Genomic DNA, 13,678 nt, shown 5'->3' with positions numbered 1-13,678 from the left:
CGGCGCGCCAGAACGGCACAAGGCCGGGATGGTTTCACGGCCGGAATCATTTTTCTATCAGGGAACGCCCGGCAGCCTCCTCCGTTAATGTCACACCCAACGCGCTCTGGGCGTGGTTAAGGAGATATGCCATGATTGGACTTATTATCTGGTTGGTGGTTGGCGGCATTGTCGGCTGGCTTGCCAGCATGGTCATGCGCACCGACGCACAGCAGGGCATCCTGCTCAATATCGTCGTCGGCATCGTCGGCGCGTTCATCGGCGGCCTGATCTTCAGCGGTGGCAACGTCAATCCTGCCCTGTCGATCACAAGTTTCCTCGTGTCGCTGGTCGGCGCGATCATCCTGCTGGCGATCGTCAATCTGGTGCGACGCGGATCGGTGCGCTGATTCCACCGCTTCAATAAAAGCAAAGGGCCGCGCCACCGGTTGGCGCGGCCCTTTTTGCATATATTATCGTCGCGCGGCGAACCAGCGATAGAGCGCCAGCACCGCCACCGATCCCAACACGGCCGCAATGAAGCCTGCCCGTTCGCCCGGCAGATAGAAGCCCGCAAGACGCCCGACAAAGCCCGCCAGCAAGGCGCCGGCAATCCCCAGCAAAATCGTCACGATACAGCCGCCGGGGTCGCGCCCCGGCATGATCAGCCGCGCCAGCGCACCGGCGAGCAGGCCGACAATGATCCAACCCAGCAAATCCATCGTCCGTCTCTTTCCATCGTGGCGCGACCCACATCCCGTCCTGCGCTATCACCCGCCCCTCTGGCAAGTCGTTGCGACATCATCATGAACGAAGGCCGCCGCCCTTTTCCACCCCCTCTTTCCCCTGCATTATGGCTTTGCCGTTTCGCTTTGAACCATGATATTGGGGGTTGAGGGCGGTGCTATATTCATATAACACAGTCGCCAGCAAAGGCGAAGCGCCGGAGAGATGGAAACGGCATGAATTACGAAACCCAGTTGCTGGGCGACACGGTGATCGTCGCGGACGAGGATGAAACGCGCCGTCGGCGCAAGCGGTTGCTGCTGATCGGCGGCGGCGTGGCCATTGCGCTGGTTGCCGTAGCGGCAGCGATTTCGATGCGGGGCGACAAGGCGGCAACGCCCGCCGCGACCGCGCAGGTGCCGGTCGTCACCGTGCTGCGCCCCGGCCTGTCCACGGTCGCCCGCACCGTGACCGCCACCGGATCGCTGGCCGCGCGGGTCGACATGCCAGTCGGCGTGATCGGCGAAGGCGGCATGGTGACGCGCGTGCTGGTGCAGCCGGGCGATTGGGTCCGCGCCGGGCAGGTGCTGGCGACGGTCGAACGCTCCGTACAGGTCGAGCAGGTCCGCTCGCTCGCCGCGCAGCTTGAAGTGCAGCGCGCCAATGCCAAGCTGGCGCAGGCCCAACTGGATCGCGCCAAGGCGCTGGTCGGTCGCGGCTTCATCAGCGCTGCCGATATCGATCAGCGCACCGCCACTCGCGATCAGGCCGATGCGCAGGTCCGCGTGGCCGCCGCACAACTCGCCGAGCAGCAGGCCCGCACCGGCCGGCTGGACATTCGTGCGCCCGCCGCGGGGCTGGTGCTGACCCGTACGGTCGAACCTGGCCAGATCGTCCAGGCTGGGGGTGGCACGCTGTTCCGCATGGCCAAGGATGGCGAAATGGAATTGCAGGCACAAGTCGCCGAAAGCGATCTGGCGACGCTGCGCCCCGGCAACAGCGCGTCGGTGACGCCGGTCGGCAGCACGGCCAAATTCGCCGGCCGCGTGTGGCAGGTATCGCCCGTGGTCGATCCGCAGACGCGGCAGGGCATCGCCCGCCTCGCCATCCCCTATAATCCGGCGATCCGGCCCGGCGGCTTTGCGTCGGCGACGATCACCAGCGGATCGGGTGCTGCGCCGCTGGTCCCGGAATCGGCGGTGCAGAGCGACCCCAAGGGCAGCTATGTCTATATCGTCAATGACAAGGGGCAGGTGGAACGGCGCGACGTGACCGTGGGCCAGGTGTCCGACGCAGGCGTGGCGCTCACCAGCGGGGTGACGGGCGGGGAAAGCATCGTCACCTCGGCCGCCGCCTTCCTGACGCCGGGGCAGAAGGTGAAACCGGAGTTGATGAAGAGCCGCTGACGGGCGATGGCGCGCGCTTTGCGCGTCCCCGGAAATGCGGCCCGGCGCGCGGCGACGCGGGCGGGATAGGATGGATCGGGACGCGCTGCGCGTCCGGCGAAGGAAGCCGTGATGAATTTTCGCAATATTTCCGCATGGGCGATCCGCAATCCGGTGACGCCGCTGGTGCTGTTCGCCGCCCTGTGCATCGCGGGCATCATCAGTTTCATGCGGATGGACGTCAACAACAACCCCGACGTCAGCTTCCCGATGGTCAGCGTCACCGTGTCGCAGCCCGGCGCGGCCCCGACCGAGCTGGAAACACAGGTGACGCAGCGGGTCGAGGCGGCGGTGCGCGGCATCAGCGGCGTCGACGAAATTTCCTCCTTCGCGTCCGAAGGACAGTCGCTGACCAACGTGCAGTTCCAGATCGGCACGCCGGTCGACCGGGCCGTGGCGGACGTCAAGAATGCCGTGGACCAGATCCGCAGCGACCTGCCCGACGGCATTTTGGAACCGCAGGTCCAGCGCATCGACGTGGATGGCGGCCCGATCGCCTATTTCAGCGCCGAAGCGACCGACATGACGCTGGAGGAACTGTCCTGGTATGTCGACAATACGGTCGCCAAGCGGCTGCTGTCGATCAGCGGCATGGCGGCGGTCAAGCGCGGCGGCGGCGTGAGCCGGGAAATCCGCGTCATTCTGGACCCCGCCAAATTGCAGGCCTATGGCGTCACCGCCGCGCAGGTGAATGCGCAGTTGCAGCAGGTGAACCTGAACGCCGCGGGCGGCCGGACCGAAATCGCCGGCGCCGAACAGTCGATCCGCGTGCTGGGCAATGCGGCCAGCGCCCGGACGCTGGGCGACACGCAGATCGCCATTTCCGGCGCCCGCACGGTCAAGCTGTCCGATCTGGCCATCGTGCGCGACATGTATGCCGAACAGCGCAATCTGTCGCTGATGAACGGGCGGCAGGTCACCAGTTTCAGCATGGAAAAGGCCAAGGGATCGTCCGACGTCACCGTCTATGACGAAGCCATGAAGGTGATGGACAAGCTGCAACAGGAAAATCCCAAGGTCCATTTCAAGCAGCTCTACACCAGCGTCGAATATACCAAGGGCCAGTATCACAGCGCCATGTCGGCGATGATCGAAGGCGCGGTGCTGGCGGTCGTGATCGTCTTCCTGTTCCTGCGCGACTGGCGCGCGACGATGATTTCGGCGCTGGCGATCCCGCTGTCGGCCATTCCGTCCTTCTGGTTCATGGACATGATGGGCTTCACGCTGAACGGCATTTCGCTGCTGGCGCTGAGCCTTGTGGCGGGCGTGCTGGTCGATGACGCGATCGTGGAGATCGAGAATATCGTGCGCCATATGCGCATGGGCAAAAGCGCCTATCAGGCGTCGATCGACGCGGCGGACGAAATCGGCCTCGCCGTGCTGGCCACCACCATGGCGATCGTCGCGGTGTTCCTGCCGGTGGCGATGATGCCGGGTCTGGCGGGGCAGTTCTTCATCCAGTTCGGCATGACCGTGGTCGTGTCGGTGCTGATGAGCCTGGCCGTGGCGCGCCTGATCACGCCGATGATCGCCGCCTATTTCCTGAAGGCGCATGGCGAGGAAAGCCATGGCGAAGGCTGGCTGATGGACCGCTATATGGGCGTGCTGCGCTGGTCGCTGGACGATCGCAAGGCGAAGCAACGCCGGGCACGCGGCGGGATGCGTAATAGGACCGCCGCCTTCTTCACCGACCATCGTGTGTGGACGCTGGGCATGGGCTTTGCCGCCTTTGGCGCGACCATCATCGCCTTTGCCACCCTGCCCATGACCTTCCAGCCGACGACCAACACCGATTTCAGTCAGGTGAAGATCGAGACGGTGCCGGGCAGCACGCTGGAGCAGACGACCGCCATCACCCGCAAGGTCGCGGACATGCTGACGGCGGACAAGGATGTGGTCGACGCCGCCTTTGCCGATATCGAACCGGCCAGCGCCGACATCTTCCTGACGCTGAAGAAGGACCGGCCGATCAGTTCGGTCGACTGGGAACGCAAGGTCGCGCCGAAATTCCAGACCGTTGCCGATGCCCGCGTCAATTTCCAGTCGCAGTCGGGCGGCGGATTCGGCCGCGACATCATCATGATGTTCGGGTCCGACGATCCTGAATTGCTGGAAAAGACCGCCAACCAGTTGGTGCATGAGATGGCCCGCATCCCCGAACTGCGCGCGCCGCGCGTGCAGGGCGACATGCAGCGGCCGGAAATCATCATCAAGCCGCGCCTTGATCTGGCCGCCAGCCTGGGGGTCACCACCTCCGCGCTCAGCCAGTCGATCCGCATCGCGACGATCGGCGACATCGACCAGAACAGCGCCAAATTCTCCCTGTCGGATCGCCAGATCCCGATCCGCGTGGCCATTGCAGAAGACAGCCGCAAGGATATCGCCACGATCGAGAATATGCCCGTGCCGACGGTTTCGGGCGGATCGGTGCCGCTGAAGGTCGTGGCCGACATCAGCTTCGGCGCGGGGCCGACGCAGATTCGCCGCTATAACCAGATTCGCCGCATCGTGGTGGGGGCCGATCTGGCGCCGGGTGTCGTCACCAGTCAGGCGATGGTCAAGATCAACGCCCTGCCGCTGATGAAGGATATTCTCGCCGGCAAGGTGCAGGGCGTGCAGAAGCTGAACGCCGGCGACGCCAAATGGCAGGCGGAGATGATCCAGAACTTCATCATCGCCGTCTTCTCCGGCATCCTGCTGGTGCTGGCGGTGCTGACCCTGTTGTACAAGCGCCTGATGCCGCCCTTCGTCAATCTGGGGTCGCTGCTGCTGGCGCCACTGGGCGGCGCGCTGGCGCTGCATATTGCGGGTCAGCCGGTGTCGATGCCGGTGTTCATCGGCATGCTGATGCTGCTGGGCATCGTCGCGAAAAACTCCATCCTCGTGATCGACTTCGCGCTGGAAGAAATGGAGAAGGGCGTGCCCAAGAAGGAGGCGATCATCGACGCCGGGCACAAGCGCGCCCAGCCGATCGTCATGACCACCGTCGCGATGGTGGCGGGCATGGTGCCGACCGCCCTGTCGCTGTCGGGCGACGCCGCCTGGCGCGCACCGATGGGCATCACGGTGATCGGCGGCCTGCTGCTGTCGACGGTGCTGACGCTGGTGATCGTGCCGGCGATCTTCAGCCTGGCAATTGGTCTGGAAAGCTGGATGGGGCCGCGGCTGGGCCGGGGCCTGCTGACCTACAAGCCGGGCGATGATGGCAAGCCGGTGCGCGGCGCGGTACACCCGGCCGAATGACTAAAGTCGTTCAGGCGGGGCAAAAGAAGGCCTTGCCTGAACGAAACGGCCGCGTAACCGTTTGACGGTCATGACGCTGCTTCGCCTGCCCCGGCCCCGGACCCTGCCGACCCCGCATCCCGCCCGGGGGATGCGCTTGTTCGCGACGGGGATGCTGGTGGCGATGGCGGCGATCTTCATCGGCGCACGCGCTACCGCGCATCTGCACCCCGCCATCGGATTCGTGCAGGCCTTTGCCGAAGCGGCGATGGTGGGCGGGCTGGCCGACTGGTTCGCGGTCACCGCCCTGTTCCGCCACCCGCTGGGCCTGCCGATCCCGCACACCGCGATCATCCCGCGCAACAAGGACCGGATCGGCGATACGCTGGCCGCTTTCCTGCGCGACAATTTCCTGACCCCCGCCGTCGTTGCCCGCCGGATGCGGCATATGGACGTGGCGGCGGCGGCAGGGCGCTTCCTTGCCAGTCCATCCGCCGGCGACGGGCGGCTGCGCGAAGGCGCGTCCCGCCTGATCGCCGACATATTGGAGGCGCTGGATCAGGAACGGCTGGGCGGCATGGTGAAGGGCGCCATCGGCCAGCGACTGCGCGCGATCAATATGGGGCCGCTGATCGGACAGGCGATCGAGGCGGCGATGCGCGACGGGCGCCATGCTCCGGTGATGGATGCCATCGTCCATTGGGCCGATCGGACGCTGGAAGGGAATGAGCATCTGATCCGCCAGATGATCCAGGAGCGCGCGGGCAAGGTGCTGCGCTGGACCGGGCTGGACGAGAATCTGGCCAATGCGATCCTGAACGGGCTGCGCAAGATGCTGGCCGACATGGCGCAGGACCCCGGCCATCCGCTGCGCCTGAAGGCGGAGGAAGGCATGGCCAAGCTGGCCTTCGACCTGCAATTCGACCTGGAGATGCAGGCCAAGGTAGCGAAGCTGCGCGACGAGATTGTCGACAATCCGGCGATGCAGCGCTGGATCGACGGATTGTGGGAACAGGCGCGGGCCGGCCTGCTGCGCGCGGTGCGCGATCCGGGCAAGGCGATGGCGGGGCGGCTGGGCGAGGCGCTGCGCGCGCTGGGCGGCACCTTGCAGCAGGAGGCGGGGTTGCGGCTGGTGATCAACCGCTTCGTGCGCCGGGCGGCGGTGGGCGCGGCGGCCAGCTATGGCGACGCAATCGTCCGGCTGGTGAGCGACACGGTGCGCGGCTGGGATGCGGGCACCGTCACCAGTCGGCTGGAACATGCGGTCGGGCGCGACCTGCAATATATCCGCATCAACGGCACGCTGGTCGGCGGGCTGGTGGGGCTGGCGATCCACATGATCGATACGCTTTTGTAGGGAGAACGATACCGGCCCGCTCCCCCACCCGGCCACCCATATGATACTGCCGTTGGGTGGCCGGGTGGGGGAGCGGGCTGGCACCGTTCTCCAATCAGATGCCGGAGCGCGCCGGGCCAAACGGCGCGCTCCGGCGGAACCGGCCGCGCAGAGGAGAGAGTCGGCCAGTTCCTAGGTCGGTGTCAGAGCGGCCGGGGCGATCGATCTGACATGATGGGCAAGGCAAAGACAAAGGGCGCGGCGAAGGATGTGATCGCATCACCCGCCCTTCCGATCATCTATCCGTTGCGGGGTGGTGGCCCCTCCCCGTCCGGTCCCGATCCGGGCGGCGGGGGTGGCGGCAATTCGTCAGCGGTCAGCACGCCGTCGCCATTGCGATCCATATCGGTGAACATCGCGAAGGCGGGCGCCAGAAATTCGGTGCGGTCGATCTGGCCATCATCATTGGCGTCTTCCGGATAGGGCATGGCCCGGCCCGGCGGCGGTCGGCCCTCGGCACGGTCGCCGGCTGGCGCTTTGTCACCGGGAGGCGGGCCACCCGGAGATTTGCCACGGGGCGGAGGCCCGCCCGCGCCGCCGGGACCACCCGGTCCGCCACGCCCCTTGCGACCGCTCTGGCCGTCCTGACCGGCGGCGCGGTCTTGCGGCTCATGGCCGAGCATGCGCTGCATCGCCTGCACCGGCACCAGCCCGTCGCCATCCTGATCCATCAGGCTGAAGCGCCGCTCCATATAGGCGGCCATCTCATCGCGGGTGATGCGTCCGTCACCATCGGCATCGGCCGCCCATGGGCCGTCCTGCGGCGCGGAAGGCTGAGCGGCGAGCGGGGCCGAGACAGCGAGTAAGACAGCAAGAAGATAGTTCGGCAGATGCATGGAGTCTCCTGAAGGCCCGCTTTCTTTGCGACCGCCTCCCTCCCACCCCCGCTTTGCCACCATATGTCCGGATGCAGCCCTTATATTGCAGCCCCCGAAGTTTAATGTTGCAACATATCATTATTTGATGTTGTATCATTTCATTCTCGCCAGAGTCTCCGCAACAGACGGGCCGGTGGAGAAACAGAGGATGCGACAGACAGAGGAGCCAGACGATGCGACTCATGATGACGGGAATGGGACAGGGTGGATCGCCATTGGGGGAGGCGACGTCGCGCTATGGCGCGGGGCGCAAGTCTCCGCTGGGGCTGGGCGGCACGGTGGCCGTCCATGCGCTGCTCATCGGCGCGTTCCTGCTGATGCCCAAAGAGGTTATACAGGTCATCACCTCCAAACCCTTTATGGGAACCAACATCCCGATCCCACCGCCGCCCGAACCGGTCGTCGAGAAGAAGACCGATCCCAGGATCGAGACCCAGCCGCAACTGCGAGAGCAATCCACCGTCACTGATCCGGTGATCGATCTGCCCAAGGGCGATCCGCCGTTTACCGCCACCAAGGAGAGCGGCGAGGGAACCGGCATCGGTCCGGTAAAACCCTATACCCCGCCGCCGCCCCTCTCGGAGCCTGTGCTGACCGAACCGTCGATCGATCCGCGCGCGCTGGCGGCCTTCCAGCCCGACTATCCCGGCGCGATGATCCGGCAGGGGATGGAAGGCAAGGTGACGGTGCGCGTCGCCATCAGCGCGGAAGGGCGCGTCACCGCGATCGAGAAAGTCTCCGCCAGCGACGAGAGTTTCTGGCTGGCGACGGAGCGGCACGCGATGCGCAAATGGCGATTCCGCCCGGCGACCCGCGATGGCGTGGCTGTGGCGTCGACCAAGATACTGACGGTGCGCTTCACGCTGACGCAATGATATAAAGGGCCGGGTCGCTTGCCCACCGCCCCCCTCCCGCAGGTGAAACCATTGCAAAAGACCGTCGGTGCCTGTGCGCTGCCGTTGCAGCCAACTCAGCCTCGGACCCGATATTTTCGCGACAGACTCGCCTGCGGGAGGGGGAACGCACTTCCGCCTTATGCCGCGCTCTTTTCCTCTTCCAGCGTCGGATAGTCGGTGTAGCCCACCTCACCCTGTCCGTACCAGGTAGCCATGGATTGCGGCGCATTGACCGGCGCGCCGTCGCGCAGGCGCTCTACCAGATCGGGATTGGCCATCAACGGGCGGCCGAAGCTGATCGCATCAGCGAGGCCGCTGGCCAGATCCGCCTGCGCACGTTCCGCATCATAATCGCTGTTGAGCACCAGCGGCCCCTTGAAATGCTGGCGAATGAGCGGTGACTGGCGCGGGACGTCGGTCGCGCCGAAGGTGCCGGCCGGGCCGGGTTCGCGCAGTTCGAGGAAGGCGATGCCGATATCGTTCAGCACATCGGCTGCCGCCGCAAACAGGGTGGCGGGATCGCTGTCGTCGACGCCCTGCGAATCGCCATTGGGCGACAGGCGCACCGATACGCGATCGGCACCGATGGCATCGACCACCGCCTGCGTCACTTCCCGCAACAGGCGCACGCGATTTTCGACGCTGCCGCCATAGATGTCGGTCCGGAAATTGCTGTTGTCGCGCAGAAATTCGTCGATCAGATAGCCGTTGGCGGCATGGATCTGCACCCCGTCGAAGCCGGCGGCGATCGCATTATGCGCGGCGCGGACATAGGTGTCGATCAGCCCTGGAATCTCTTCGATCGCCAGCGGGCGCGCGGTTTCATAGGGCTTCTTGCCCTCATAGGTGTGCGCATCGCCCGGCGTGGCGGTGGCGCTGGAGGACACGGGCTGTTCCCCGGTGACGGCGCTGTGGACGGCGCGGCCCATATGCCAGAGCTGGACGATGATCCGGCCGCCCTTGTCATGCACCGCCTGCGTCACCGGCTTCCACGCTTCCACCTGTTCGTCGGACCAGATGCCCGGCGCGAAGGGCCAGCCCAGCCCCTGCTGCGAAATGCCGGTCGCTTCGCTAATGATCAGCCCGGCCGAGGCGCGCTGCGCATAATAATCGGCCATGATCGGGGTCGGCACATGGTTGCGGGTGGCCCGGCCGCGGGTCAGCGGCGCCATCAGCACGCGATTGGGCGCGCTGACGGCGCCCAGCTGGATAGGATCGAACAGGCTGGTCACGAAAATCTCCCTTATCATAGTTGCAATATGCAACGGGACTTGATGCGCAAAGCCAGCTAGGGAGCCGCCATGGTCAGTTCAACCCCCGATGCAATGATCGACATCCCGCGTCTTGCCTTTCCGGCGCTGATGCTGGCGAACCTGATCCTGCCTTTGGGACCGGTGCTGGTGCGCCTGTCCGACGTCGGGCCGGTGGCGGCCGCCTTCTGGCGATTGTTGCTGGCGCTGCCCTTCCTCCTCCTGCTGGCCCGACCGGGGCTGAAGCGAACGCCGCCGACCCGGCGCGAATGGACCCTGCTGATCCTGTCGGGCCTGGTCTTCGCCGCCGATCTTGCCGCCTGGCATATCGGCATCCTCTATACCAAGGTCGCCAATGCAACCATTTTCGGCAATATGAGCGGCCTATTCCTGCCCGCCTGGGCGATGCTGGCGCTGCGGCAGCGGCCGACCCGGATGCAGGGCGTCGCGCTGGCGCTGGCGGGCGCGGGGGCGCTGGTGATGATGGGGGGCAGTTATGAATTGTCGATCCGCAACCTGCATGGCGACCTGCTCTGCCTGCTTGCGGGTGTCCTTTATACGACCTATCTGCTGATCGTGCAGGGCGCGCGGGCGCGGCTGGACGCCTGGTCGGTCCTGGCGGTGGCGAGCGCGGCGAGTACCCCGGCCCTGCTGCTGTGCGCGCTGGCGCTGGGCGAAGTGGTGATGCCGCAGGACTGGACGCCGCTGTTGCTGCTCGCTCTGTCCAGCCAGTTGATCGGTCAGGGGTTGCTCACCTATGCGATCGGCTGGTTTTCGCCACTGGTGCTGGGGCTGAGCCTGTTGCTGCAACCGGCGGTGTCGGCGGTTTTCGGCTGGCTGCTGTTCGGCGAATGGCTGAGTCCGGCCGATATGCTGGGCACGGCGGCGGTCGCGGCGGCGCTGGTGCTTGTGCGGCTGCCCGCACGGGCGTAGACCAAGGGGTATGAGCGACATTCACGACATGACCCTCGACGAAATTCGCGCGCTGCTGGCGCCTGTGCTCGCGCGCCATGCCGCCTTTGACGGCTGGCGCAGCCCGGCGGTGGCGATGGCGGCGCAGGAAAAGGGCGTCGATCCCGATATCGCCGCCCTCGCCTTCGCCGACGGGCCGGTCGACATGATCGACGCCTGGTTCGCCAGCATCGACGCGCAGATGCTGGCCATGCTGCCGCCCGAAACGCTGGGTGCCCTGTCGATTCGCAAGCGGATCATTGCGCTGATCGAAGCGCGGCTGACGCTGCTGGCCCCGGACCGGGAGGCGCTGCGCCGCGCGATCGCGATTCTGGCGCTGCCGACCAATGCGGCCCGTGCGACGAAGCTGGGCTGGCGTGCGGCCGATATGATGTGGCGCGCGGCGGGCGATACCGCCACCGACTTCGCCCATTATAGCAAGCGGACCACACTGACCGCCGTCTATGCCTCCACCCTGCTGGCCTTCGTCAATGACGAGAGTGAGGGCCATGCCGACAGCCGCGCCTTCCTGGCCCGCCGGATCGAGGGGGTGATGCGCTTCGAAAAGGCCAAGGCCAAGCTGAAGGGCGTAGGCGGCGGCGAGCATCTGAGCCTGTCCCGCTTCATCGGCCGCCTGCGCTACCCGGCGGTCTAAGCCTGTGCCATTGGGCTGGCCGCGCATTTTTTCTGGCGTTAACCAGCTTGTATTGATAGTCACTCGCAGGAAATAGCCTGTGAGTGTCCTTCCCTTGCGCCTGACCGACCTGCCGCTTCGGCAACCCGCCTATGTCGACCTGATCGACTGGGCCGCCCTCACGCCTTCCGAAGGCCAGCGCCTGCGGGAATTTGGGCTGTGCGAAGGCGCCAGCGTCGAGGCGCTGCACCATGGCGGCTTTCTGGGCAAGGGACCGATCGCCTGCAAGGTCGGCCGGATGACCATCGCCATGCGCCGCGCCCATGCCGCCGCCATCACCGTGCGCACGGGTCCGGAGACGCCTGGGTCGGAGTTGGGGGCATGAGCGGCCTGCCGCTGGTCGCGCTGGTCGGCAATCCCAATGCCGGCAAGAGCGCTCTGTTCAATGCGTTGACCGGTGCCCGGCAGAAGCTGGGCAATTATCCCGGCGTCACGGTGGAGCGCAAGGCGGGCCGACTGTCGCTGAGCGATGGCCGCCCGGTCGAACTGGTCGATCTGCCCGGCACCTATAGCCTCGACCCCACCAGCCCCGACGAACAGGTCACGCGCGACGTGATTTTGGGCAAGCAGGATGGCGAAAAGCGCCCTGACGCGCTGGTCGTGGTAGTCGATGCGTCGAACCTCGACAATCATCTGCGCTTTGCGCTGGAGCTGATCGCGCTGGGCCTGCCGACGGTGGTGGCGCTCAACATGGTCGACCTCGCAACCCGCGACGGGCTGGAACTGGACGCCAATATATTGTCGCGCGAATTGGGCGTGCCGGTGATTTCCACCGTAGCGGTGCGCAAGCGCGGCCTCGATCATCTGCGCCAGGAACTGGACGGCCTGATGAACGGGGCACCCGCGCCCTATACCAAAGGGCCGGCAGCCGATTTCGATACCGTGCGCAGCGAAGCACGGCGGATCGCCCGCGCAGCGATCGTGCGGGAAACGCCGTCGCGGCGGCTGACGGCGGCGGTGGACCGGGTCTTGCTGCACCCTGTCATCGGCTTCATCATCCTGCTCGCCTTGCTGTTCGTCATGTTCCAGGCGGTGTTCAGCTGGGCCAGCGCGCCCGCCGACATGCTGGAAGGCTGGGTGACGGCGCTGGGCGAAGCGGTGACGAACACGCTGCCGCCGGGCATCGTCCACGATTTCCTGTTGCAGGGCGTGGTCGGCGGCGTGGGTGCGGTAATCGTCTTCCTGCCCCAGATCCTGATCCTCTTCTTCTTCATCCTGATGCTGGAAGCGACCGGCTATATGGCGCGCGCAGCCTTCATCATGGATGCGCTGATGGCGCGGGTCGGCCTGTCGGGCCGGGCCTTCATCCCGCTGCTGTCCTCCTTCGCCTGCGCGGTGCCCGGCATCATGGCGACGCGCACCATTTCCGATCCCAAGGACCGGCTGACGACGATCCTGATCGCGCCGCTGATGACCTGTTCGGCGCGGCTGCCGGTCTATGGCCTGATCATCAGCGCCTTCATCCCGGCCCGTGACGTGGGGCCGGGCATCGGCCTGCAAGGGCTGGTGATGTTCCTGCTCTATGTCTTCGGCGTCGTCGGTGCGCTGATCGCCGCCTGGGTGCTGCGACTGACCGTGACCAAGGGGCAGAGCAGCGGTTTCCTGATGGAAATGCCCAAATATCAGTGGCCCCGGCCGCAGGACCTGCTGATCGGCCTGTGGCAGCGCGCGGTGATCTTCCTGAAGCGCGCAGGCACGATCATCCTGTTCACCAATATCGTCCTGTGGGTGCTGATGAGCTTCCCCAAGGCGCCCGATGGCGTGCGGCAGAGCGAATATTCGATCGCCGGGCGGATCGCTGGCGGCATCCATCTGCTGGTCGAGCCAATCGGCTTCAACCGCGACATCTCCCTTGCCTTGCTGCCGTCCATGGCCGCGCGCGAAGTGGCCGTGTCCGCCATCGCCACCGTCTATGCGATCGATGCCGAGGATGATGTGGAAGCGTTGGACAAGGGACTGGGCGAACGGTTGCAGGGGCGCTGGTCGCTGGCGACTGCCCTTGCCTTCCTCGCCTGGTTCGTGTTCGCGCCGCAGTGCATCTCCACGATCGCGGTGACGCGGCGTGAAACCGCCGGGTGGAAATGGACCGGCTTCATGATCGGCTATCTGTTCGTGCTGGCCTATGTCGCGGCCGGCGTGACCTATTGGGCGGCGGTGGCGATGGGGCTGGGATAGCGGCAGACGCGACGAAAGCCTGCGACAGGCCCCATGTCGCGGCTGGATTTGCGGGCGCGCGTCGCT

At 65.9% G+C, this 13,678-nt stretch carries 12 protein-coding genes; 9 read left to right on the top strand and 3 right to left on the bottom strand.

Annotation, left to right across the window (positions count from 1 at the left end; all coding sequences use genetic code 11):
• Positions 1–134: 134 nt before the first annotated feature.
• Positions 135–389, top strand: a complete 255-nt coding sequence (locus tag BMX92_RS18050) for a GlsB/YeaQ/YmgE family stress response membrane protein (protein ID WP_093019100.1) — start codon at positions 135–137, stop codon at positions 387–389.
• A 63-nt stretch (positions 390–452) separates the two neighbouring features.
• Here BMX92_RS18050 and BMX92_RS18045 read toward each other — a convergent pair whose 3' ends face one another.
• Positions 453–701, bottom strand: coding sequence for a GlsB/YeaQ/YmgE family stress response membrane protein (locus tag BMX92_RS18045; RefSeq protein ID WP_093019043.1), 249 nt, complete (start codon positions 699–701; stop codon positions 453–455).
• Positions 702–941: 240 nt separating this feature from the next.
• Here BMX92_RS18045 and BMX92_RS18040 point away from each other — a divergent pair, with 240 nt between their 5' ends.
• The 3 genes from BMX92_RS18040 (at position 942) to BMX92_RS18030 (ending at position 6,729) form a co-directional block, all read left to right on the top strand.
• On the top strand, positions 942–2,111 hold the full coding sequence (locus tag BMX92_RS18040) for an efflux RND transporter periplasmic adaptor subunit (protein WP_093019041.1): 1,170 nt from the start codon (positions 942–944) through the stop codon (positions 2,109–2,111).
• Between the two features lie 111 nt (positions 2,112–2,222).
• Complete coding sequence (locus BMX92_RS18035; RefSeq protein WP_093019039.1) at positions 2,223–5,393, top strand: efflux RND transporter permease subunit; 3,171 nt, start codon at positions 2,223–2,225, stop codon at positions 5,391–5,393.
• 70 nt (positions 5,394–5,463) lie between these two features.
• On the top strand, positions 5,464–6,729 hold the full coding sequence (locus BMX92_RS18030) for a DUF445 domain-containing protein (protein WP_093019037.1): 1,266 nt from the start codon (positions 5,464–5,466) through the stop codon (positions 6,727–6,729).
• A gap of 278 nt (positions 6,730–7,007) precedes the next feature.
• On the opposite strand, the gene BMX92_RS18025 is transcribed toward BMX92_RS18030, so the two are convergent.
• Positions 7,008–7,604 (bottom strand): EF-hand domain-containing protein, encoded by a 597-nt coding sequence (locus tag BMX92_RS18025; protein WP_093019035.1) that lies wholly within the window; start codon positions 7,602–7,604, stop codon positions 7,008–7,010.
• Between the two features lie 215 nt (positions 7,605–7,819).
• Between BMX92_RS18025 and BMX92_RS18020 the strand changes: the two genes are divergently transcribed.
• Positions 7,820–8,521, top strand: coding sequence for an energy transducer TonB (locus BMX92_RS18020; RefSeq protein WP_256213489.1), 702 nt, complete (start codon positions 7,820–7,822; stop codon positions 8,519–8,521).
• 158 nt (positions 8,522–8,679) lie between these two features.
• Here BMX92_RS18020 and BMX92_RS18015 read toward each other — a convergent pair whose 3' ends face one another.
• Positions 8,680–9,774, bottom strand: coding sequence for an alkene reductase (locus BMX92_RS18015; RefSeq protein WP_093019098.1), 1,095 nt, complete (start codon positions 9,772–9,774; stop codon positions 8,680–8,682).
• 69 nt (positions 9,775–9,843) lie between these two features.
• On the opposite strand from BMX92_RS18015, the gene BMX92_RS18010 reads away from it, so the two are divergent.
• The 4 genes from BMX92_RS18010 to BMX92_RS17995 all read left to right on the top strand — a co-directional run bounded on the left by BMX92_RS18010 (position 9,844) and on the right by BMX92_RS17995 (position 13,612).
• Positions 9,844–10,725, top strand: a complete 882-nt coding sequence (locus BMX92_RS18010) for a DMT family transporter (RefSeq protein ID WP_093019031.1) — start codon at positions 9,844–9,846, stop codon at positions 10,723–10,725.
• Between the two features lie 10 nt (positions 10,726–10,735).
• Positions 10,736–11,398 carry a COQ9 family protein gene (locus BMX92_RS18005; protein ID WP_093019029.1) on the top strand — a complete coding sequence of 221 codons (663 nt, stop codon included), beginning with the start codon at positions 10,736–10,738 and terminating at the stop codon, positions 11,396–11,398.
• A 94-nt stretch (positions 11,399–11,492) separates the two neighbouring features.
• A complete protein-coding gene (locus tag BMX92_RS18000) occupies positions 11,493–11,762 on the top strand; it encodes a FeoA family protein (RefSeq protein WP_093019027.1) in 270 nt (89 codons plus the stop codon).
• Positions 11,759–13,612 (top strand): ferrous iron transporter B, encoded by a 1,854-nt coding sequence (locus BMX92_RS17995; RefSeq protein ID WP_093019025.1) that lies wholly within the window; start codon positions 11,759–11,761, stop codon positions 13,610–13,612. Before BMX92_RS18000 ends, BMX92_RS17995 begins: the two co-directional genes overlap by 4 nt.
• Positions 13,613–13,678: the final 66 nt, after the last annotated feature.

The organism is Sphingobium sp. YR768 (assembly GCF_900111125.1).
In the GTDB taxonomy this organism is placed as follows: domain Bacteria; phylum Pseudomonadota; class Alphaproteobacteria; order Sphingomonadales; family Sphingomonadaceae; genus Sphingobium.
Note: the sequence above shows the minus strand (reverse complement) of the source record. Positions and strands in the feature narration are given on the sequence as shown.

Bases quoted from the DNA above. Each gene is read 5' to 3' on its own strand.
- BMX92_RS17995 (WP_093019025.1), top strand. From the start codon at position 11,759: ATGAGCGGCCTGCCGCTGGTCGCGCTGGTCGGCAATCCCAATGCCGGC.
- BMX92_RS18030 (WP_093019037.1), top strand. From the start codon at position 5,464: ATGACGCTGCTTCGCCTGCCCCGGCCCCGGACCCTGCCGACCCCGCAT.
- BMX92_RS18005 (WP_093019029.1), top strand. From the start codon at position 10,736: ATGAGCGACATTCACGACATGACCCTCGACGAAATTCGCGCGCTGCTG.
- BMX92_RS18010 (WP_093019031.1), top strand. From the start codon at position 9,844: ATGGTCAGTTCAACCCCCGATGCAATGATCGACATCCCGCGTCTTGCC.
- BMX92_RS18020 (WP_256213489.1), top strand. From the start codon at position 7,820: ATGCGACTCATGATGACGGGAATGGGACAGGGTGGATCGCCATTGGGG.
- BMX92_RS18040 (WP_093019041.1), top strand. From the start codon at position 942: ATGAATTACGAAACCCAGTTGCTGGGCGACACGGTGATCGTCGCGGAC.
- BMX92_RS18025 (WP_093019035.1), bottom strand. From the start codon at position 7,604: ATGCATCTGCCGAACTATCTTCTTGCTGTCTTACTCGCTGTCTCGGCC.
- BMX92_RS18045 (WP_093019043.1), bottom strand. From the start codon at position 701: ATGGATTTGCTGGGTTGGATCATTGTCGGCCTGCTCGCCGGTGCGCTG.
- BMX92_RS18035 (WP_093019039.1), top strand. From the start codon at position 2,223: ATGAATTTTCGCAATATTTCCGCATGGGCGATCCGCAATCCGGTGACG.